This window comes from Rhodopila sp., assembly GCF_965277165.1.
GTDB lineage: Bacteria > Pseudomonadota > Alphaproteobacteria > Acetobacterales > Acetobacteraceae > Rhodopila.
In genome coordinates this window covers 2,649,324-2,669,684 of the sequence record NZ_CBDICE010000006.1, presented here as the reverse complement: position 1 = coordinate 2,669,684, position 20,361 = coordinate 2,649,324, and the positions used below count along the sequence as shown (strand labels likewise).

Below are 20,361 nucleotides of genomic sequence, written 5' to 3'. Positions count from 1 at the left end.
AAAAACCGCCGGATGTCGCTGTCTCGTATGACCAAACAGGGTTCGATGTCAGGAGCGATGGGCACTATATGCATATATATAAGATGCGTACGTCGTTCGAGTCGTGACCAGAGTCGCCTGCGCGTCTTGCTTACCAACGCTCTGAGAACCGCGGCCGGCCCTTGTCAACGCGGGATGGTCCGTACATGACGATCGACTCGTCGTTATTGCCGCGGGTCCCGGGCGGCGCGGAGTTCGCTATGACAACACAATCAACCCCCCGGCACGGATTGAACATGACAGTGTCATGACGCAACCCTTTCGAGCAGCCGAAGGCGGCCGGATCAATCGCGACCGACCGGTGAATTTCAGCTTCGATGGTCGCCGGTATCAAGGCTACGCTGGCGACACGCTTGCCTCGGCTTTGCTGGCGAACGGCGTTCATCTGGTCGGGCGCTCGTTCAAATACCACCGCCCGCGCGGTATCCTGTCCGCCGGGTCTGAGGAACCCAATGCGCTCGTGACCCTCGACAAAGGGCGGGGGCGGATTACACCGAACCTTCGCGCCACCCAGATCGAACTTTATGATGGGCTGTCGGCTAGCAGCCAGAACCGGTTTCCGTCTCTGCGTCTTGATCTGGCGGCATTGACCGGACTGGCCGCCCCCTTGTTGTCCGCCGGCTTCTACTACAAAAGCTTCATGTGGCCGTCATCGTTCTGGAAAGCGTTCTATGAGCCGGCCATCCGCCGGGCGGCGGGCCTTGGACAGGCACCAAACTTGCCAGATCCAGATCGATACCTGCATCAGCACGCCCATTGTGAACTGCTTATCATCGGTGGCGGCGCCGCCGGGTTGGCAGCGGCTCTGCACGCCTCCGGCTCCGGCGCCCGGATCATTCTGTGCGACGATCAGGCCGAGTTCGGCGGCTCATTGCTGGACGAACCTTGGGTAAAAATCGATGGCTGGACTGCCCCCGAATGGGTCCGCGAAGCGGTCGCCACGCTCACCAAATCAATCACGTTGCTGCCTCGCACCACCGCATTCGGTTGCTATTCGAACAACATGATCGGTCTGCTGCAGCGCGTAACCGACCATCTCGCAAACCCTGCATCAACACTGCCGAGGGAGCGGTTGTGGCGAGTCCGCGCCGAACGCATTGTCCTGGCCACAGGGGCTATCGAGCGACCGTTGATTTTTCCCGGCAACGACCGCCCCGGCATCATGCTTGCTAAAGCAGCAAGATCGTATCTACACAGGTATGGGGTGCAGGTCGGAAGGCGGGTTGTCGTAGCGACCGCCGACGACAGTGCCTACCGCGCCGCGGTCGATCTGCGGCAGGCCGGCGTCGACATCGCCGGAATCGTCGACCAACGTCCGATACCCCATGGCGAGGCCGTACAAGCGGCCCGCGAACAGGGCATCCCGATCCACTCCGGCATGACAGTCGCAAGCACCGAGGGTCGTACCCGGGTCCATTCTGCCAAGCTGGCCAACGGAACCGATATCATTCCATGCGATACCATTCTGACGTCCGGGGGCTGGACACCGTCATTGCATCTATTCAGCCAGTCGCGCCAAAATCTGTTGTTCGACGAGGCTTCGGGGAACTATCTGCCACCCCAGGGTGCAATCGGGGCCTGCGCCGGAATTTTCGACCTCGCCCGATGCCTGCAGGACGGCACCGCGGCAGGGGGCAGCGAATCCCGTACATTTGCCGTCGCCGGGATGCCGGCGATGACTGCACCGGTCCCGCCGATCCCCGCGCCTCCACATCGTTTGGCATTTGTGGATTTCCAGAACGATGTAACAACTAAAGATCTCGCCGTTGCGACCAAAGAAGGTTTTGTCTCAATCGAACATGTCAAACGCTACACCACAACGGGAATGGCGACGGACCAAGGAAAAACATCGAACTTCAACGCTCTCGGCGCCGTCGCTTCGCTGATCGGACGACCGGTCGAAACAATCGGTTTGACTACATTCCGTCCCCCTTACACACCAGTAACGTTCGGCGCCTTCGCTGGCTTGAACCGAGCGGGCCGGTTCGCCCCGGTTCGGTTGTCGTCGATAGCGGCTTCCGACGCCATACTGGAGGATGCCGGCGGCTGGAAGCGACCACGCTGCTTCCCCCGCGGCGGCGAAAGGATCAATGACGCGATCGTTCGCGAGTGTCTAGCTGTCCGCGGCAACGTCGGCATGATCGACGCCAGCATGCTTGGAAAAATCGAAGTCGTCGGACCCGACGCCGCGGCGTTCCTTTCTCGCATCTACACCGGCGACTTGACGACTCTCGCAACAGGGCGTTGCCGCTACGCCATTCTCCTGGGCGAGGATGGTTTCATACGTGACGATGGCGTCATCGCTCGGCTCGCCGCCGACCGTTTTCACGTCACCACCACGACTGGCGGCGCTGCATTCGTCCTGCATCACATGGAGGACTATCGGCAGACCGAGTTTTCCGCCTCGCGCGTGTGGCTCACTTCGGTGACCGAACAATGGGCGGTCATTTCGGTTCAAGGACCAAACGCCGCCCAGACGCTGGAACCTTTCCTGATGGATATCGATCTCGGCATAATGCCGCACATGAGCCTTTGTCAGGGCCATATCGGAGACATCCCGATCCGACTATTCCGGATCAGTTTTACCGGTGAGTCCGGCTTCGAAATCAACTTGCCGCCGCATCAGGCCCAACGCGTATGGAACACATTGCGACAACGCGATGTAACCCCGGTTGGCTCCGACGCGATGAACCGGCTTCGCGCCGAAAAGGGCTACATCATCATCGGGCAAGAAACCGACGGTACGGTCACTCCTGGCGACGTGGGCCTGAACTGGACGATCGGTGGCGGAGATTTTGTCGGCCGACGGTCGCTGTCGCTGCCTGATCTGAAACGACCGGATCGTAAGCAGCTCGTGGGGCTTTTGCCGGCCGACAGAACCGTTGTGCTCGAAGAAGGCGCTCAGGCGGTCGCATCACCCAGCCAATCGCCGCCCGAGCGCTCCGAACCCGGCGACGTCGCCTGCCTCGGACATGTCACCTCTTCTTACCACAGCCCCACGCTGGGCCGCTCGTTTGCCCTGGCGCTGATCTCAGGCGGCCGTTCGCGATTCGGTCAGGAACTGCGCGTGCTGACACGCATCGGCTTCACCGCTGTCGCTATCACCGACCCGACTTTGGTCGACAAATCGGGCGAGCGGCTCCGTACCGGCCCGCCACCGCACCGCTCGATCGATTCACTTGAACCGGCACAAAACCAGACTGCTGTGGTCGCCCGCCCCAGCGGCTCCGTCAACCTGACCTTGCTTGCTCCCACCACGAGACTATCCGTCAAAGCCGCCTCCGCCGCCGCTACCGCGATCGGTCTCGCACTCGGTGTGCTGCTGCCAACCGTCCCCTGCCGATCCGTCATTGCCCGCGACCGTGCCGCGCTGTGGTTGGGACCCGCCGAATGGCTGATTGTCGCCCCGGAAACCGCGTTAGACCTGGCGGCCACAGCGATCAAAGCAGCCGGCAGCCATCCGGCCAGCATCGTCGATGTCTCCCATCAATCGGCGGTGCTGGAACTGACCGGCCCCAAGGCAGCATGGTGCTTGAACACATTTTGCGCCCTGGACCTGGGCATGAACGCGTTTCCGGTCGGGATGTGCACTCGCACGTTACTCGGCCAGGTCGAGATCATGCTGTGGCGGATCGCATCCCAGGTCTTCCAACTCGATGTTGCTCGCTCCTTGGTGGCTTACGTCTGGGAATGCTTGGAGCAGGCGCGGCTAGAATTTACCGAGGCCACCATGATTGATCCTGAGGTTTCTCCGGTACGATGAAAAAAACCGCTGTCCAATCTCGGCCAGGTTCTGTATAACGGTTGAACGGCTGAACTTTTCAGCCGGGGCAAGATCCCTATTTCGCGCCGTTCTGCCTCACCTTAGGGCATTCGGCGCGCCGTTCTCTCCCCAATTGAAAAGTAAGATATCCCGCATGTGCGCGGGATTTGGCCAGTTGCGGAGACTTCACGTGGCTTCAGGTACTGTAAAATGGTTTAACCCGCAAAAGGGTTTTGGCTTCATTCAGCCGGCAGATGGCTCCAAGGACGTTTTCGTCCATATCTCTGCGGTCGAACGCGCTGGGCTCAAGACCCTGAACGAGGGTCAGACGGTCAGCTTTGAATTGGAGCGTGGACAGCAAGGCAAAACCTCCGCCGTCAATCTCCAGGCAAGCTGACAGACCGGGCGGCGCTTCGTGCGCCGCCCTTGATGCCGACGGAGGGACGCTTTTGATCGAATACAAGTTCGCGGCCGGCGATAAGGTCGCTCTGGTTGCTAACGGCTCCAATGTTAACGTTCGACCGGGGATCTACACCATCACCCGGCGGTTGCCGATAACCCAGATTGGCTGCCAATACCGCGCGAAAAGTGCGCTCGATAACCACGAGCGTGTGGTCGACGAAGCGCAACTGCGACGAACCTGAATTTCGCCGCTAACTACGCCCGGATCCACACACCAGCACGCTCGATCCAGGCACGCTCCGGCCGATGGTAGAATTTCCGTTCTCGGCCAATTGGTGTAGCCTTTCTCGCAACGCGAATAATGCAGCGAGGAAGCGATGAATTTTCACGACAAGGTCGCACTCATTACCGGCGCCGGTAACGGAATTGGCCGAGCCACCGCTTCCGGTTTCGCCAGTCGGGGCGCCAGGGTCATCGTCGTCGATCGCGACCAAGCCGCCGGTGAGGCCACTGCCGGTATCCTCCGCCAGCAGGGCGGAGACGCGACCTTTATTTCCGCCGACGTCACCAAATCCGCGGACGTCCAGAACTACGTGAAATTGGCACTCGAAAAATACGGCGCGATCGACTGTTTCCACAACAATGCCGGCATCGAGGGCAGCATCGCCCCAACCCACCAATATGACGAGGACATGTTCGATCGCGTCATGGCGGTGAACGTGAAAGGTGTCTTCCTTGGCCTTCGTCATGTGCTGCCCGTGATGCTCAAGCAGGGCCGCGGCGCCGTTGTCAACACCGCTTCGGTTGCCGGTCTCGTTGCATCACCAGGGATGCCCGCCTACGTTGCCTCCAAACACGCCGTCATTGGCCTCACAAAAACCGCCGCCGGAGAAGTTGCCAGGTCCGGCGTCCGGGTCAATTGCATCTGTCCCGGTCCGATCGATACAAGAATGATCCATTCGCTCGAGTCGATGATCAGCGCCGACGATCCGGCCAGCGTCGGCACCCGATACCAATCCAACATACCAATCGGACGCTATGGCACCGCCGACGAGGTGGCGAACTTGGTAATCTTCCTGAGCTCCGACCTCGCTTCCAACATCACGGGTGCGCAATATGTCGTTGACGGGGGACGGACCGCGACCGGCGGTGCCGTCACCAGTAACCTGGTGCTTTAAGATGCTGCGCCAAACAGCAGGCGGCGGATCCCTGATCGGCGAGAGCATCATCCGCGTGGATCCGCCCGCGGATGGCGACTTTGCATAATGACGCCGCGAAGCATACGCACCCCGGTGCTCGACATCGGCTTCCTGGAATCCGGGCCGGCCTTGGGTCCGACCGTGATTCTGCTGCATGGCTGGCCGTCGGATATCCACGACTATGATGACGTCGCTCCGCCGTTGGCCGAGGCAGGGTTTCGGGTTTTGGTTCCGTGGCTGCGCGGCTTCGGGTCGACCCACTTCCTGAACGCCGGAATCCCCCGAAGCGGGCAGCAGGCCGCGCTGGGCGCGGATCTCCGGGACTTCATCGACGCGCTGTCGATCAAGGCGGCCATCCTGGTCGGTTACGACTGGGGCGGACGAGCCGCCTGCGTCACCGCGGCTCTATGGCCCGAACGCGTCAACGCGCTTGTCGCCATCACCGGCTACGGCATACAGGATATCGTCGGTGCCGCTCATCCGGGTCCAGCGGAACAGGAGTATCGTCATTGGTATCAGTGGTATTTTCACACTAACCGAGGCCGTAGCGGTCTGACAGAAAACCGCGCTGGGATAGCCAGGCTGCTATGGCATCTATGGTCGCCAAACTGGGCGTTCGATGACGCGACGTTCAAGACGACAGCAGCCAGCTTCGATAATCGGGATTTTGTCGGCGTAACAATCCAATCCTATCGACACCGATACGGAAACGCCCCCGGCGATCCCGCCTACGACGTCCTGGAAGCCGCACTCGCCAAACAACCGCCCATCGGCGTGCCAACAATCGTCCTGCATGGCGAGGCCGATGGCGTTGGCCCCCCAGCCGGCTCGATCCCGCGAGATCGCCTGTTTACCGGCCCGATGGAACGTCGGCTAATCCCGCGCGCGGGACACTTCCTGCCGCGCGAGAACCCGCAAGACGTCGTAGCCGCTGTCAAACGTCTCGCCGTTGTCGACTAATACAATCCTTCTGACTCAAGGTCAGGGAGATACGACCATGCAAATCATCCCAAGCGGCCAGACACTCGGCGCCCGTATTGAAGACATCGACCTTGCCGCCGCACTATCTGACGGCGCTCTACGCACAGTACTGACCGCGCTCGGCAAGTACGGCGTTCTCTGCTTCCCCAATCAGACCTTCGACACCGCGGCCTTCGCCGCGTTTGCTAGGCGATTCGGCGACCTGGAGGTCAACGTCGCCAACCGGTTCCACGAGCCCGATTTCCCCGAGGTCATGATCCTCTCCAACCAGATCGGTCCCGACGGCAAGCCGATCGGCCTGAACGACGCGGGGCAGGGCTGGCATACCGACATGTCATACAGCCAGGACATCGCGCTCGCCAACGTACTGCACGCGCAAGCCGTGCCGATGCGCAACGGAAAACCGGTCGGCGAGACCCAGTTCCGCAACATGCACGCCGCCTATGATGAATTGCCCGATCAGGTGAAGCACAAGATCGAAGGGCACACCGCCACCCACGACTTCGAGAAATTCTGGGAAGTCATGCGCCTCCGACCCGGTTCTCATCGCGACAAGCTGACGGACGAACAGAGGCGCAAGAAACCGCCGGTCTCGCAGCCTTTGGTGCGCACCCACCCGCTGACCACGCGCAAGGTGCTGTACGCCAACCCCGGCTACACCATGTGGATAGATGACATGGACCGAAAGGAAAGCGACACCATCCTGGATTACCTGTTCCGTCACCAAGAGCGTGCCGATTTTCTTTATGCCCATCATTGGGCGGTTGGCGACCTGCTGATGTGGGACAACATCGGCACCGTCCATAACGCCGTTGCCGACTACATGGCGAACGAACCGCGCTACATGCGCCGAGCGCAGGTGATGGCGACGCTGGACTACACGTCGCTGCTGGAGCCTGGCCGCGCTGAGCGGTTCGTTTACAGCGCGTGAATCGTGCGATCAAACAAGGAGTTAGGCCATGTCCGGCATGCACTGTCATGCTGAAATTGGCCTAGCCTGATATGACGTCGGCTTTCACCGGCAAACGCATCGTCGTCACCGGCGGGGCGGGCGGCATCGGCATCGAAACGGTGCGCGCCTTCATGGACCATGGCGGCCACGTGATCATGGCCGATGTCGACGAAGCCGCCCTGTCGCGCGCCCAGCAAACACTCGGTCGCGTGCGCCTCGGCACCATCGCCTCGGCCTTGGAAACGCCGGCGGAATGCGCGCGGGTCATACAGGCCGCCGGCGCGCCGGTTTACGCACTGGTGCACCTCGCCGGCCTGTTCGAGCAAGATCAACTCGACCCCGACGACCACAACGTTTGGAACCGCGCGATCGCCGCCAACCTTACCAACGCCTACGACATGGCAGTGGCATTCTCCAGGCGGTTCGACCAGCGTGAACCGGCGCGCATCGTGCTGACCAGTTCCGTCGCTTACCGCCGCGGCAGCGCCGACCGCGTGCCCTATGCCGCGGCCAAGGCCGGCATCGTTGGCCTGACCCGGGCCCTGTCGCGGAAGCTGGCGCCGGACGTGCTGGTGAACGCGATCGCACCAGGCGTCATTGAGACCAAGATGGCGGACCCGGTCATCGCCGAACGCGGAGAGGCGTATCGAATGGAGATCCCGTTGCGGCGCTTCGGCAAGCCGGCGGAAATCGCCTCGGTGATCCGCTTCCTCTGCTCACCGGACGCGTCCTACATAACCGGGCAGACCATCACGATCGATGGGGGAATTACCAACGCCTGATCGCCGATCGACGAGTCCGCCTGCGCATCCTGGGCTGATTGGTCTATCCGACGCGGGCGATTTTGCCGGTATGCGGGTCCATCGTAAATTTTGCCACTACCGAACCATTTTGCGTTGCCAGGTTGAAGCCGATCGGACCATCTGTCGTCGGTGCGACATCAGTTACTTTCCAGTCGTGATTACCGTTCCACAGCAAGAACCCCTCGACGATTTTCTGCACGTCGGCAGGCGAAAGTTCACGGTCCGGCTGACGATAGATCAGCGCGAACGGCCGCATGCCACCATGATGGTGCATCCAGGGGCGTCCGTCCGGACCGGGATGCTCCCAACGGCCCGGCCCGCGATCCTGGGACGCCGAAACTCGATCCAGTTGCTGCGTCGGCGGCGGAGTCGGCTGTGCTTGCGACAACACCGCCCCTGTGGCGATGCCGCCTGAAATAAACGCCGCCGCGGCGACTAGAATGGTTCGGCGCATCCGATAACTCCATGATTGCGACCACCGCTACTTGGAGCGCCCATCCGCGTCATATCCGCGACAAATTGCAATAAATTGCAACGGTCGTTTCGGACCGGCCGTACACGGCGTATGTAACAGAACATGGACCAGACCCCACACATCCTCGTCATCGACGATGATCGAGAAATTCGCGATCTCCTGGGCCGATTCCTGGAAAAGCAACGCATCCGCGTGACCGCCGTCCGCGACGGCAAGGAGGCGCGCCGAGCTTGGCTCAACGGCCACTACCAACTCGTAGTGCTCGATCTGATGCTGCCCGGCGAATCAGGACTAGATCTTGCGCGCTGGCTGCGCGGGCAGTCGGACATCCCGATCGTGATGCTTACCGCGATGGGTGAGGAAACCGACCGAATCATCGGTCTGGAACTTGGCGCCGACGACTACATGCCGAAACCGTTCAACCCGCGCGAACTGCTGGCTCGCATCCGCGCTGTGTTGCGCCGCTCCGGCGACCAGGCTGAGACCCGCCATGACCCCTCCGTCCGCGGCTATCGATTCAACGATTGGACCCTGGACCCCGCCCGCCGTCGGCTGCTCAACCCCGAGGGGGTCGAGGTCGCGCTGACCGGGGGCGAATACGACCTGCTACAGGCACTGGTCGAGCGAGCCAATCGCGTGCTGACCCGCGACATGCTGCTCGACTTGCTGCGCGGACGCCAGGCAGGTCCGTTTGATCGGGCGATCGACGTCGCCGTGTCCCGTCTTCGCCGCAAGCTGGAGGATGACGGACGAAACGCACAGCTTATCAAGACCGTCCGCGGCGGCGGCTATGTCCTTGCTGCCACGGTAGAGCGGGCATAGGCGCTCAAGCATGATCGAACGACGCCACGTCCAAGTCCCGTGAATCATGCTTGAAAACAGAGAGTTAAAGGCTGTCCAGCCAGCCCGCCAAAGCTCTGGCGCCGAGCGGCATTCCCGATCTACCATTAAACCGAAGGCATGCATCCACGCCACGGAGCGCGCATGAGATTTCGCCCCTGGCCCGGCAGTCTGGCTGCCCGCACGGCGTTTGTGCTGTTGCTGGGCCTGATCATCGTGCAGATTGCTGGGCTGACCATTCATGCGCTCGATCGGCTGGACGTGCAGCGGCTAAGTCAGGCCCGCGACATCGCCGTTCGCGTCGTCAGCCTCTATCGCACCATCGCGTTGACCGACCCGCCAAACCGCGCCGCCGTCCTGGCCGAACTGCATCGCGGCAACGATCTGTCACCCACGCTGAGCGCCTCGCCGCCCGAGGTGGATTTGCCGGAGATGCCAATCCCCGAGCAGCGCCTCATACGGGTAAACATGAACCTTGTCCCGCTCGGAGGTCCGAGGCTTCGCTGGCAGCAGATCGCGATCTACGGCGGCCATTCCTGGCATCAGGCGGTTATCGGGATGCGCCTGCCGGACGGCGAATGGCTTAACGTCAAGGCGGCGCTGGAACCACTGCGACCCTGGCATTCGCCGACCTTCTTGGCGGCGTTTGTGCTGATGACGGTCACCGCGGCGGCGCTGACCCTGTGGGCGGTGCGGCGCCTGACCGCGCCAGTCCGCACCCTTGCCGAAGCCGCCGAAGCGCTTGGCCGGGATGTCAATGCATCCCCATTGCCCGAGAATGGACCAACCGAGGTTGCCATCGCCGCCGTGGCGTTCAATACCATGGCCGCGCGTATCCGGCGCTTCGTCCAGGATCGGACCGAGTTGCTGACCGCCATCGGGCACGATCTGCGCACACCGATCACCCGCCTGAAGCTGCGAGCCGAGTTCGTCGAGGACGACGAGCAGCGCGCCAAGATCCTCGCCGACCTCGAGGAACTGGAGGCCATGGTGTCCGCCACGCTCGCGTTCGGGCGGGACGCGCGTACCACCGAACCCGTCAGCCAACTCGACCTGGCCGAGTTGTTGCGAACTATCCTGGATGAGGCAGGGGACGCCCACCCCGATGTGCTGGACAGGTTGAACTACGAGGGGCCGCCCCACCTGACGGTGCAGGCGAGATCGCTGGCGTTGAAGCGAGTGTTCGTCAATCTTGTTGCCAATGCGGTCAATTATGGCGGCTCGGCAAGGGTGCGCCTGCTCCAGGCCGAACACCGGGTTGTCATGGTGGAGGTCGAGGATGACGGTCCGGGCATACCGAGCGGCGATCTCGACCGGGTGTTCGAACCGTTCCATCGCGGCGAACCGAGCCGTAACCGGGAAACCGGCGGCGTTGGTCTGGGACTGCCGATCGCACGAAATATCATGCGCGCCCACGGCGGGGATGTGACCATCACCAACCGTCCGTCCGGCGGTGTCAAGGCGATCGTGACCTTGCCGGTTTAGCGAGCTTTTCAAGCATGCATCGCCACCAACCCCGTCATCAATCCGACGCCTTCCGTTTAGCCAGCCATGCCTCAGCCGCGTCATCCGCGCCGGATGGCAGAGCCGCATCCGGATGGTTGATCCACGCCAGGATATCGTCGATCGGAGTCCCACGATCCTTGTCGCGCAGCAGCAGGTGATAGCCCGCCGGATAGAAAGCCAGTACAGCACCACCCTTGCCGACACGCGGCAGGGCCCGCCACATGGCGGCGGTTGCCTTCGGCGGCACCAGTTCGTCATGGCCGCCATACAAGAACAAAGCCGGCGCGCTGAAATGCGCTGCCGCGGCCAACGCCTGATCCATCAGGTCCACCAGCCCCTTGATCGCATCCACCCGGGTTGCCCGCAGTGTCAGCGGATCGGTTGACAGCCTGACCAGCGCCGCCCGGTTGTCGCTGGCGGTAACCTTGACAACGCCTCCCCCGGTCACCTTCATGCCCGGCACGGTATGATCAGCCAGCCACAACGACCCCCGCAGCAGGATGTTCATCTTCGACCGTCCCCATACCGCGGGTGCGATCAGCACATAACCATCAACCGGCGGCGGGTCCGGTTCGGTCGCCATGACCATCATCGCCGCGGCCCCCATGCTTTCCGCCATCAGGATCAGTTTGGCCCGCGGATAGCGTGACCGCAGCAGGCGGACCATGACCCGGGCGTCATCGATCAGGCCGGCGGTGCCCGGCCAAAGACCGCGCGTCCGGGTCGCGCCGAAGCCGCGCTGATCCGGCGAAAATACCGCCATTCCGGCGGCCGCGAAGTCGGGCGCCGGACACTCCCACGCATCGCGGCTGTCGTTCATGCCGTGCAGCGCCAGCACGACAGTACTGGGGAAACCTTTTGGCAGCCACACCCGGTAGGGCAGGACGGTGCCGTCCGGCATTACGAACACATCATTTGTCTCCGTCGGTTTCTCCACCGCCGGCCCAGGCGGGGCGATCCGGCCGACGCATCCGGTCAGCACCGTCGCCAGCAGCACCAGGACCAGCAGCATGCCGGCGCGCAGCGGTTTCAAGGGAGACTGGTTGAAAGCATTCGCCGCATCGCTATCATCACCCCGCGTTCCAGACCAGACAGAGGATCAACATGCCGGACGGCGCCGCCCCGAATACTGCCCTCCCAGCGACCCCGACCGAGATCATCCATGTCGACTCCCGCACCGCGGCCTGCGACGGTGGCGACGGCGCCCTGGGCCACCCAAGGGTCTTCCTGCGCATCCCAGGTGAGCAGGTGATGTGCCCCTATTGCTCACGTCTCTATGTCCTGAACCCAGGAGCGGATCACGCCAGCGGACATTGACATCGCCGTCCCGGCGGAGACCGAGGTCGCAACCCGAAAACTGCACCTGATCCTGATCGACGGATCCGGCTTCATCTTCCGCGCCTTCCACGCCCTGCCGCCGATGACCAGACAGGACGGCACGCCGGTGAACGCGGTGTTCGGCTTCACCAACATGCTGGCCAAACTGCTGAAGGAGCACGTCGGCACCCACATAGCCGTCATATTCGACGCCGGGCGTCTGACCTTCCGCAACCGCCTGTATGACGCCTACAAGGCGCACCGGCCGCCCCCACCCGACGAGCTGATTCCGCAGTTTGCCTTGGTCCGGGAAGCCACCGAGGCGTTTGGCGTCCCGGCCGTCGAGCTCCCCGATTGGGAGGCCGACGACCTGATCGCCGCCTACGCCCAATCGGCCGTCACCGCCGGCGGCCAAGTCACCATCGTCTCCTCCGACAAGGACCTGATGCAATTGATCCGGCCCGGCGTGGACATGCTGGACCCGATCAAGCAGAAGCCGATCGGTCCGGCCGAGGTAATGGAAAAATTCGGCGTCACACCGGACAAGATGATCGAGGTGCAGGCGCTGATCGGTGATTCGACCGACAATGTGCCCGGCGTGCCGGGCATCGGCCCCAAGGGCGCGGCGCAACTGATAAACGAGTACGGCGACGTCGAAGCGGTTCTGACAGCGGCACCCACCATGAAACCGTCCAAACGGCGCGATATGCTGATAGAGCACGCCGACAAGGCCCGTATCTCGCGCGACCTGGTCCGACTAAGGCTGGACACCCCACTCCCCGTGCCGGTCGAGGCCCTGGCCCAACGTGACGCCGACAGGATGGCGCTGTCCGCATGGCTAACCCGCCAAGGCTTTCGCAGCGTCGCCGCTCGGCTAGGTTTGGATGCCGAGACTGGCGCCAAACCAACCGCTGACCTGCCGCAATCATCGTCCGAGACAGCGCAGTTTCCCACCCCCTCAACTCGACCGGCCGGATTGCAGCCCGACCTGGGTCTCACCCCGCCGCCCACCGAGAGCGGGTTTGGCCCTTACGACAGCGTCACCACCGCCGACACTCTGCGTGAGTGGGTCGGTGACGCCCAAGCTGCCGGTCAGGTCGCGATCGCCATCGCAACCGACCGCTCGGACGCAATGCGTGCTCACCTGATCGGGCTGTCGCTGGCCGTGACACCGGGACGCGCTTGCTACGTCCCCCTGGCACACGAGGTGTTGGGCGAGCAGATCGGAATAAACCAGGCAATCGAACTGCTGGGGCCGCTGCTAACCGATGTTTCGGTGCTGAAGATCTTCCCGGACGCCAAGTTCGCCATGATGGCGTTGTCGCGAGCCGGCTTCCCGATACCTGTTCCGATCGACGACACGATGCTGATCTCTTACGCACAGGACGCCGGTCTGCACGGGCATGCGCTGGACGATCTCTCCAGGCTGCACCTGGGTCACACGCCGCTGAGCTTTGACGACGCGACCGGCACCGGCCGCAACCGGGTGCCGCTGGCGCAGGTTCAAATCGATCGGGCAACTGCCCCGGCGGCCGAAAATGCCGATGTCACGCTGCGTCTGTGGCAGACCTTGCGGCCTCGGCTGCGATTGAACGGTGGCCTCGCGCTCTACGAACAGACCGAACGCCGCCTGGTGCCGGTGCTGTTGGGGATGGAGCGGGCCGGCATCAAGGTCGATGCCGACGACCTGCGACGCATGTCGGTCGACTTCGACGCCCGCATGGCGGTCATGGAGCAGGACTGCCACCGCCTGGCCGGCCACCCATTCAACGTCGGCAGCCCCAAACAACTGGGTGAGGTGCTGTTCGACGAACAGCAACTGCCAGGCGGAAAACGGATGAAGACCGGCGCCTGGGGAACCGATTCCTCGGTGCTGCAGAATTTGGCCGAACAGGGGTTGGAACTGCCCACACGCATCCTGGAGTGGCGGCAGTTGGCGAAGCTGAAGTCGACCTACGCCGACTCGCTGGTGAATGACATCAACCCCGACACCGGGCGGGTGCATACCTGTTTCGCGATGGCGGTCGCTTCGACCGGGCGGCTGTCATCCAACGATCCCAACCTGCAGAACATCCCGATCCGCACCGACGAAGGCAGCCGCATCCGTCACGCCTTCATCGCCGAACCGGGCCATGTGCTGGTCAGCGCCGACTACTCACAGATCGAACTCCGCCTGCTTGCCCATGTCGCTAATTTACCGGTGCTGCGAGACAGTTTTGCCAACGGCGAGGACATTCACGCCCGCACCGCCAGTGAGGTGTTCGGGGTGCCGATGGCCGGCATGGACCCGATGACCCGCCGACGCGCCAAGGCCATTAACTTCGGCATCATCTACGGCATCTCCGGCTTCGGCCTGGCTCGGCAGTTGGGTATCTCACCGGGCGAGGCCAGGCTCTATATCGGGCGTTATTTCGAGCGCTATCCGGGTATCCTCGCCTACATGGAAGAGACCAAGACACAGGCCAGGGCCAACGGCTACGTCGTATCGCCATTCGGGCGACGGTGCTGGGTCTCCGGCATAGCTGACAAAAACGCCGCCCGCCGCGCCTATGCCGAGCGTCAGGCGATCAATGCGCCGTTGCAGGGCGGAGCCGCGGATATCATCAAGCGGGCGATGGTGAGACTGCCCGCGGCCTTGCGTGAGAAGGGGCTTCGGTCCCGGATGCTGTTGCAGGTGCATGATGAGCTGCTATTCGAGGCGCCGGCGCACGAGGCCGAGGAATTGGCCGCGGTGGTTCGCAGGGTCATGGAAAGCGCCGCGGTTCTGTCCGTGCCCTTGGTGGTCGAGACCGGGGCAGGGCGCACCTGGGCGGCCGCCCATTGATGGTGGTCGGAGCCCAACAGCGTATCGGCACTAGCGATACTTCTCGCCTTTACAACTCATACACGACGAGCGCCCCGGGTTGCCCGGATTGGGCTTGCCGCGAGATCGTGTTGAGAGTTCACAGCCGTTATCTCGTCGGGATCGGCGCCGGCTCGACCGATCGTTTCCAGAAAGTAGTTCGACTTCGGTCTTTCTTGGCCGGATGCGGCATAGTCCGCCGCCATCAGAGCCACAATAGTGGCAATGCCGGTCGAAAGGTGCCTTTCCATTGCAACGTACTTCACTCAATGGATCGTTTCTGCTTCCGCCGTCGGCTCATCAAGCGCCGGATCCGTCGCGGGCGCTCGTCTTCTGCGGAAAAACATTCCCGCTTCACCCAACAGTCCTGCCAGATCCAACAGCGGATCGAGGGCGCCTGCCGCGCCTTCCGCCGAGAGTAGGGCCGCCCGTAACGCAGTCTCCGCCAGATGGTCATGACCGCTTTGCGCAAGACTAGCCGCATGCAGGAGGCGCTTTTCGTCGTTGGACAGATGCCGACAGCTCGGGCGGTGAATGCTCATCGGTTGCACGGCGCTGCCGGCAACAGCGGTCATCAACCGGCCAACGGAAAACGCAGCATCAGACACCCCGGCCGCGTCAAGACTCTGGCAAAGCCGGGGCATTGGATCTTCATCCTGACGATAGGCGTCGACCCACGAGCGGACGGCAATCAGCAAAACACTCTCCGCCGGGTCCAGAGCCCCCGAATTATCGGGATATCCTGCAAGACGGACGGGTAGCCGGATAATCTGGCCCATGCGAAGCGCTCCAAAGTTGACCGAGCACTGACTACTTCAGTTGAGAACGCGTCGCAATAGCGAGTAGGAGTGCGACCGTTAATCCGCTCTTCCGGCAACAGCAGAGCGACGCGGACCGCGGATCATCGGAGGCTGGAGGAAAACGCTGCCCAGACGATGTTCGTCTAGCCCAGTATGGGCATTAAGGCCTGGAGCATTTCATTTTTTAGCCGCAGCCGCAGCCGCAGCCGCTTTAGCGGAAACCTGCGTCAATACTTGGGGTCGAGGCACCGTCGTCGAGACAACTTATAGCTCAACCGCGCGGGACCTCCGGGGGAACAGGCAGGAAGTGCCGCGACCCAAACGCCACGGCCCGCCCGATCTTGAGCCTCGGAATCGCGCGATCCCGGACTACCCCACCTCCGACGCCAGTCTGTTCAGATAGTAAGCGGGATCCCCGAACAGCCGTTCGATAACCATGCACCGCCGGAAGTAGTGTCCCACCGCGTATTCCTCAGTCATCCCAATCCCGCCATGCATCTGCACCGCGCTCTGCGACACATACCGACCAGCCTGCCCGATCCCCACCTTCGCCAACGCGATATCCCGCGTCCTCGTCGCCTGATCCGGGTTGTCGATCGACATCGTCGCCAGCATCGCCATGCTGCGGCCTTGCTCCTGCGCCATGAACATGTCGGCCAACCGATGCTGCACCACCTGATATGACCCGATCGGGTTGCCGAACTGCACCCGGGTCTTGCTGTATTCCAGGGTTATTTCGTTCATCGCTTCCATCGCCCCGACCGTCTCGCCCGCACTGGCAGCGATCCCGGCTTCCACAATGCGCTGGATGATCGGCAACCCGTCGCCGACCGCGCCCAGCACGTCTTCATCGGAAACCTGAACGTTGGACAGGGAGATATCCGCTGCCCGCGTGTCGTCGCGGCTGACATAGCCACGCCGGGCAACCCCCGACGCACCGGCATCGATCAGAAACAGCGTGATTCCATCAGCATCATGACGATCCCCGCCGGTGCGCGCGCTAACGATGATGCGGTCCGCCGCCTCGCCATGCGCAACCACCGTCTTCGACCCATCCAGCACCCAGCCCGACCCGTTCCGCTTGGCAGTCGTCACCACATCCGTCAGGTCATAACGAGCCTGCCGCTCGCCATGAGCAAACGACATCTTCAAACGACCCTCGGCAATCGCCGGCAGCACAGAAGCCTTTTGCTCCGACGATCCGGCAACGTTCAACCCAGTCCCCGCCAGCACCACCGTCGAAAAATACGGCTCCAACACCAGCACCTGGCCAAACGCCTGCATCACCAGCATGACTTCCTGCGCGCCGCCGCCGAAGCCGCCATACTCCTCCGCGAAAGGCAAGCCCAGCAGCCCCTGCTCCGCAAACTGCGACCACACCGACGGAGAGTAACCCTCGGCCAACGACATGTAGCCCTTGCGTTGAGCGAAACTGTATGCCCCGCTCAACATCCGCGTGACGCTCTCGACCAGTAGGCGCTGGTCGTCGGATGGTTCGAAATCCATTACAGCCCCAATACCGCTTTGGTCAGGATATTCTTCTGGATCTCGTTAGTACCGCCGTAGATCGAGGCAGCACGCAGCATCAGGTACCCGCCGGTCCCGGCACTGCTGGCCTCCAGCATGTCGTCCGGCTCGTTCAACGCCTCTAGTTCCTGCGCCCAGATCGGCGTCGCCAACGGCCCGGCGACATCGACCGCCAATTCCGACGTCGCCTGCAGCAACTCGGTCCCCTTTACCTTCAGCACCGACGACAGCGGATCGGGTTTGCCGGCGCCCTTCGCCTTGTCATACGCCGACACAACCCGATACTGCGTAATTTCCAGCGCTTTCATATCCACCTGCAACTGAGCAATGCGTTGGCGGAACGTCTGGTCCTGGATCAGCGGCACGCCACCAAAATTCACCTCTTTCGCCATCTCGACGGCGGAGGTGACCCGTTCACGCGATTTGCCCAGGCGTGCAATGCCGGTGCGCTCGTTGCCGAGCAGGAACTTCGCCACGTCCCAGCCTTTGTTCTCCGCATGGATCCGCATTTCCACCGGAACCTTCACATCGTCGAAAAATACCTCGTTCAGGTGGTGTGCCCCATCGATCGAAATGATCGGCCGTACCGTGATACCCGGCGTCTTCATGTCCACCAGCAGAAAAGAGATGCCCTCTTGTCGCTTGCGCGCATTCGGATCGGTGCGAACCAGCAAGAAACACCAATCCGCGTTGTGTGCGGTCGAGGTCCAGATCTTCTGCCCGTTCACCACGTAATGATCGCCGTCACGCTTCGCCGCCGTTTTAAGCGACGCCAGGTCGGACCCCGCCCCCGGCTCAGAGAACCCCTGACACCACCAATCATCAAGATTGGCCGCCCGCAGCAAAAAGCGCTGCTTCTGTGCGTCGGTGCCAAACTGAATCAGCACCGGACCCAGCATGGTGATGTTGAAAGACAATAACTCCGGCGCCGGAGCCATCAGGTTCTCTTCCAAAAAGATCATCTTCTGGATCGCCGTCCAGCCTGGTCCACCCCATTCCTTCGGCCAAGACATCGCGGCCCAACCCTTCGCGTTGAGGATCCGCTGCCAGCGCACGGTGTCCTCCTTGCGTGGCGGATGCCCCAGCTTCATCCGGTCTCGGGTATCTGCCGGCAGACTTTTGCCAATGAAGGCGCGGACCTCCTCGCGGAAGGCGAGTTCTTCCGAAGTGAATCGAAGATCCATGGATTGTCCCTCCTACTGGCCGGTATGTTTAACCGTGCCTACGGCGCTGCGCAATCCGGGCAAACGGACCAATGCCGCCGTTCCGCGGCGCTGACCGTTATCCACCAGAACCGGACGCCGGGGTGATGCTGCATCGGTCCCCAGCCCGGACCAACAAGGTACCGGTTTTGCCGGCGTTCACCGGATCCGGAAAACTGATGACTGGACGACCGTTCACCGGATCTCCCAGAACGTCGACCGAACCGGCGCCAACCAGGACATCGCTTCCGCCGCAGCTTACCGAAAGCGTTGCGCCAGGTTTGTTGTTGCCGCCACATCCAGGCAGGAGAATTGGAAGGCATAGCCAGACAAGCTGCCAAAGCCGCATTCAGATCTCCATCTGGTCAGTCCCGCGGTCCAGCCGCGTGAGTCCGCCGGCAGAGACACATCGGAGTCACCGGCCTCGAAGCACCCGAAGCATTTCGCGATACTGCCGATCCCGCTTGTCGTCGTTGACCACGAGCACAGCCCAGATCGCCGCCGGAATCCATCCCAACACGGTGAGTTGCAGCCCCAGGCACAACAAGGCCTGAAAGAAACGCCTGCTTAGAAGCAGCGCAAGCCACGGCAGCAAGACGGCAACAGCAATCATCGACGATCCTTGTGGACGCCGTGGCAGCTCGAGGCAACCCACGGGGCATCTCGGCAAGATCATAACAGATCGGCCAACCCAGACGGAAACCCTCGACATCGTGAGCCCGATCCGATGTTGCAGCTCCCCACCGTCGCGCTTGACGCGAAAGGCGCGGCGAGTCACCGGCTGGAAAAGAGATTCGGTCGGCGCCCTATTTTTGACACAGCCCGAAAATCTTGCGACAAATCCCGGCGGTCAGCTTGGTATCATCGCCTCGCCTCGCCGGCCGCTTCTTCCGATCGCGGCAAGAATCGCAGGCGCCCGTCAAGGCCGCGCGTCGCCGAACCCCGTCTGCCGGCATGACTCACGGATCGACGCAATGACCCAGAATATCTACGACGAGTCAGCGTTCTTCGAGAATTATAGCCAACTCAGACGCTCGGTCGAAGGGTTGGCCGGCGCCCCGGAGTGGCCCGCTCTGCAATCGCTGCTTCCCAACCTCAATGGCCTGAAAATCGTCGACCTCGGATGTGGCTTCGGCTGGTTTTGCCGCTGGGCGCGCCAGCAGGGCGCCGCTCAAGTTCTCGGACTGGATATATCCGACAAAATGCTTGCGCGGGCCACCGCCGCCACATCCGACACGACCATCATCTACGCCAAAGCTGACATGGAAAAGCTTAACCTGCCGCGCGCGTCGTTTGATCTCGCCTACAGCTCACTTGCTCTCCATTACGTCGAGGATCTCGCTGGCCTTATGGCCAATGTGCACGACGCCATCCTTCCCGGTGGCCGGCTGATATTTTCGATCGAGCATCCGATCTATATGGCGCCCGAAAATCCGCGCTGGCTGGTGGGGTCCGATGGCCGGAAAATCTGGCCGCTCGACAGCTACCTGAACGAAGGCCGGCGCATCAGCGATTGGCTTGCCAAAGGGGTCATCAAGCAGCATCGCACCATCGGAACAACGCTCAATATGCTCATACACACCGGGTTCACGATTACTCATGTCGAGGAATGGGGCCCGACGGCCCGGCAAATCGACGCCATGCCGGAACTCGCCGAAGAACGGGAGCGGCCGATGTTCATGCTGATTGCGGCGCAACACTGAAACCGGATCC

Annotated in this window: 19 protein-coding genes; 12 read left to right on the top strand and 7 right to left on the bottom strand. The window is 62.2% G+C overall.

All coding sequences use genetic code 11. The annotated features are described in order from the left end of the window. Window positions 1-130: 130 nt before the first annotated feature. Window positions 131-424, bottom strand: coding sequence for a hypothetical protein (locus ACQY4Y_RS24450; protein ID WP_428493731.1), 294 nt, complete (start codon window positions 422-424; stop codon window positions 131-133). On the opposite strand from ACQY4Y_RS24450, the gene ACQY4Y_RS24445 reads away from it, so the two are divergent. The 7 genes from ACQY4Y_RS24445 (at window position 341) to ACQY4Y_RS24415 (ending at window position 8,118) form a co-directional block, all read left to right on the top strand. Beyond that, window positions 341-3,802 carry a sarcosine oxidase subunit alpha family protein gene (locus ACQY4Y_RS24445; protein WP_428493708.1) on the top strand — a complete coding sequence of 1,154 codons (3,462 nt, stop codon included), beginning with the start codon at window positions 341-343 and terminating at the stop codon, window positions 3,800-3,802. The genes ACQY4Y_RS24450 and ACQY4Y_RS24445 overlap by 84 nt on opposite strands. Window positions 3,803-3,992: 190 nt before the next feature. After that, entirely contained in the window at window positions 3,993-4,199 is a 207-nt protein-coding gene (locus ACQY4Y_RS24440) for a cold-shock protein (protein WP_428493174.1), read from the top strand. A 52-nt stretch (window positions 4,200-4,251) separates the two neighbouring features. Next, window positions 4,252-4,446, top strand: coding sequence for a hypothetical protein (locus ACQY4Y_RS24435; RefSeq protein ID WP_428493173.1), 195 nt, complete (start codon window positions 4,252-4,254; stop codon window positions 4,444-4,446). A 135-nt stretch (window positions 4,447-4,581) separates the two neighbouring features. After that, window positions 4,582-5,382, top strand: coding sequence for an SDR family NAD(P)-dependent oxidoreductase (locus ACQY4Y_RS24430; protein ID WP_428493172.1), 801 nt, complete (start codon window positions 4,582-4,584; stop codon window positions 5,380-5,382). 87 nt (window positions 5,383-5,469) lie between these two features. Further along, entirely contained in the window at window positions 5,470-6,363 is an 894-nt protein-coding gene (locus tag ACQY4Y_RS24425; protein ID WP_428493171.1) for an alpha/beta fold hydrolase, read from the top strand. A 37-nt stretch (window positions 6,364-6,400) separates the two neighbouring features. Next, a complete protein-coding gene (locus ACQY4Y_RS24420) occupies window positions 6,401-7,315 on the top strand; it encodes a TauD/TfdA dioxygenase family protein (protein WP_428493170.1) in 915 nt (304 codons plus the stop codon). 71 nt (window positions 7,316-7,386) lie between these two features. Beyond that, a complete protein-coding gene (locus tag ACQY4Y_RS24415) occupies window positions 7,387-8,118 on the top strand; it encodes an SDR family NAD(P)-dependent oxidoreductase (protein ID WP_428493169.1) in 732 nt (243 codons plus the stop codon). Window positions 8,119-8,161: 43 nt separating this feature from the next. Here the strand turns inward: ACQY4Y_RS24415 and ACQY4Y_RS24410 are convergent, their stop codons facing one another. Further along, complete coding sequence (locus ACQY4Y_RS24410) at window positions 8,162-8,413, bottom strand: hypothetical protein (protein WP_428493168.1); 252 nt, start codon at window positions 8,411-8,413, stop codon at window positions 8,162-8,164. A gap of 303 nt (window positions 8,414-8,716) precedes the next feature. On the opposite strand from ACQY4Y_RS24410, the gene ACQY4Y_RS24405 reads away from it, so the two are divergent. Together ACQY4Y_RS24405 and ACQY4Y_RS24400 are read left to right on the top strand one after the other, a co-directional pair. Continuing rightward, a complete protein-coding gene (locus ACQY4Y_RS24405) occupies window positions 8,717-9,436 on the top strand; it encodes a response regulator (protein ID WP_428493167.1) in 720 nt (239 codons plus the stop codon). Between the two features lie 162 nt (window positions 9,437-9,598). Continuing rightward, on the top strand, window positions 9,599-10,939 hold the full coding sequence (locus tag ACQY4Y_RS24400) for an ATP-binding protein (RefSeq protein WP_428493166.1): 1,341 nt from the start codon (window positions 9,599-9,601) through the stop codon (window positions 10,937-10,939). A 37-nt stretch (window positions 10,940-10,976) separates the two neighbouring features. Here the strand turns inward: ACQY4Y_RS24400 and ACQY4Y_RS24395 are convergent, their stop codons facing one another. Then, window positions 10,977-11,993 carry an alpha/beta fold hydrolase gene (locus tag ACQY4Y_RS24395; protein WP_428493165.1) on the bottom strand — a complete coding sequence of 339 codons (1,017 nt, stop codon included), beginning with the start codon at window positions 11,991-11,993 and terminating at the stop codon, window positions 10,977-10,979. A gap of 71 nt (window positions 11,994-12,064) precedes the next feature. Between ACQY4Y_RS24395 and ACQY4Y_RS24390 the strand changes: the two genes are divergently transcribed. Both ACQY4Y_RS24390 and polA read left to right on the top strand, forming a co-directional pair. Next, window positions 12,065-12,277: a zinc-finger domain-containing protein gene (locus tag ACQY4Y_RS24390; RefSeq protein WP_428493164.1), complete on the top strand. Its 213-nt coding sequence runs from the start codon at window positions 12,065-12,067 to the stop codon at window positions 12,275-12,277. 1 nt (window position 12,278) lies between these two features. Further along, a complete protein-coding gene (gene polA / locus ACQY4Y_RS24385; protein ID WP_428493707.1) occupies window positions 12,279-15,101 on the top strand; it encodes a DNA polymerase I in 2,823 nt (940 codons plus the stop codon). A gap of 284 nt (window positions 15,102-15,385) precedes the next feature. Here the strand turns inward: polA and ACQY4Y_RS24380 are convergent, their stop codons facing one another. From ACQY4Y_RS24380 to ACQY4Y_RS24365, 4 genes are all read right to left on the bottom strand, one after another. Then, window positions 15,386-15,898 (bottom strand): hypothetical protein, encoded by a 513-nt coding sequence (locus ACQY4Y_RS24380; protein WP_428493163.1) that lies wholly within the window; start codon window positions 15,896-15,898, stop codon window positions 15,386-15,388. Between the two features lie 390 nt (window positions 15,899-16,288). Continuing rightward, complete coding sequence (locus ACQY4Y_RS24375; protein ID WP_428493162.1) at window positions 16,289-17,425, bottom strand: acyl-CoA dehydrogenase family protein; 1,137 nt, start codon at window positions 17,423-17,425, stop codon at window positions 16,289-16,291. Next, window positions 17,425-18,630, bottom strand: a complete 1,206-nt coding sequence (locus ACQY4Y_RS24370; protein ID WP_428493161.1) for an acyl-CoA dehydrogenase family protein — start codon at window positions 18,628-18,630, stop codon at window positions 17,425-17,427. The genes ACQY4Y_RS24375 and ACQY4Y_RS24370 overlap by 1 nt, the downstream gene beginning before the upstream one ends. Window positions 18,631-19,063: 433 nt before the next feature. Further along, window positions 19,064-19,261 (bottom strand): YqaE/Pmp3 family membrane protein, encoded by a 198-nt coding sequence (locus ACQY4Y_RS24365; protein WP_428493160.1) that lies wholly within the window; start codon window positions 19,259-19,261, stop codon window positions 19,064-19,066. Window positions 19,262-19,622: 361 nt separating this feature from the next. On the opposite strand from ACQY4Y_RS24365, the gene ACQY4Y_RS24360 reads away from it, so the two are divergent. After that, entirely contained in the window at window positions 19,623-20,351 is a 729-nt protein-coding gene (locus ACQY4Y_RS24360; RefSeq protein WP_428493159.1) for a class I SAM-dependent methyltransferase, read from the top strand. The last annotated feature ends 10 nt before the right edge of the window (window positions 20,352-20,361 follow it).

Excerpts from the sequence above, each read along its gene's own strand:
- ACQY4Y_RS24375 (WP_428493162.1), bottom strand. The coding sequence starts at position 17,425 with ATGGATTTCGAACCATCCGACGACCAGCGCCTACTGGTCGAGAGCGTC.
- ACQY4Y_RS24360 (WP_428493159.1), top strand. The coding sequence starts at position 19,623 with ATGACCCAGAATATCTACGACGAGTCAGCGTTCTTCGAGAATTATAGC.
- ACQY4Y_RS24405 (WP_428493167.1), top strand. The coding sequence starts at position 8,717 with ATGGACCAGACCCCACACATCCTCGTCATCGACGATGATCGAGAAATT.
- ACQY4Y_RS24425 (WP_428493171.1), top strand. The coding sequence starts at position 5,470 with ATGACGCCGCGAAGCATACGCACCCCGGTGCTCGACATCGGCTTCCTG.
- ACQY4Y_RS24380 (WP_428493163.1), bottom strand. The coding sequence starts at position 15,898 with ATGGGCCAGATTATCCGGCTACCCGTCCGTCTTGCAGGATATCCCGAT.
- ACQY4Y_RS24370 (WP_428493161.1), bottom strand. The coding sequence starts at position 18,630 with ATGGATCTTCGATTCACTTCGGAAGAACTCGCCTTCCGCGAGGAGGTC.
- ACQY4Y_RS24390 (WP_428493164.1), top strand. The coding sequence starts at position 12,065 with ATGCCGGACGGCGCCGCCCCGAATACTGCCCTCCCAGCGACCCCGACC.
- ACQY4Y_RS24400 (WP_428493166.1), top strand. The coding sequence starts at position 9,599 with ATGAGATTTCGCCCCTGGCCCGGCAGTCTGGCTGCCCGCACGGCGTTT.
- ACQY4Y_RS24430 (WP_428493172.1), top strand. The coding sequence starts at position 4,582 with ATGAATTTTCACGACAAGGTCGCACTCATTACCGGCGCCGGTAACGGA.
- ACQY4Y_RS24450 (WP_428493731.1), bottom strand. The coding sequence starts at position 424 with ATGAACGCCGTTCGCCAGCAAAGCCGAGGCAAGCGTGTCGCCAGCGTA.
- ACQY4Y_RS24420 (WP_428493170.1), top strand. The coding sequence starts at position 6,401 with ATGCAAATCATCCCAAGCGGCCAGACACTCGGCGCCCGTATTGAAGAC.
- ACQY4Y_RS24365 (WP_428493160.1), bottom strand. The coding sequence starts at position 19,261 with ATGATTGCTGTTGCCGTCTTGCTGCCGTGGCTTGCGCTGCTTCTAAGC.
- ACQY4Y_RS24410 (WP_428493168.1), bottom strand. The coding sequence starts at position 8,413 with ATGCACCATCATGGTGGCATGCGGCCGTTCGCGCTGATCTATCGTCAG.
- ACQY4Y_RS24415 (WP_428493169.1), top strand. The coding sequence starts at position 7,387 with ATGACGTCGGCTTTCACCGGCAAACGCATCGTCGTCACCGGCGGGGCG.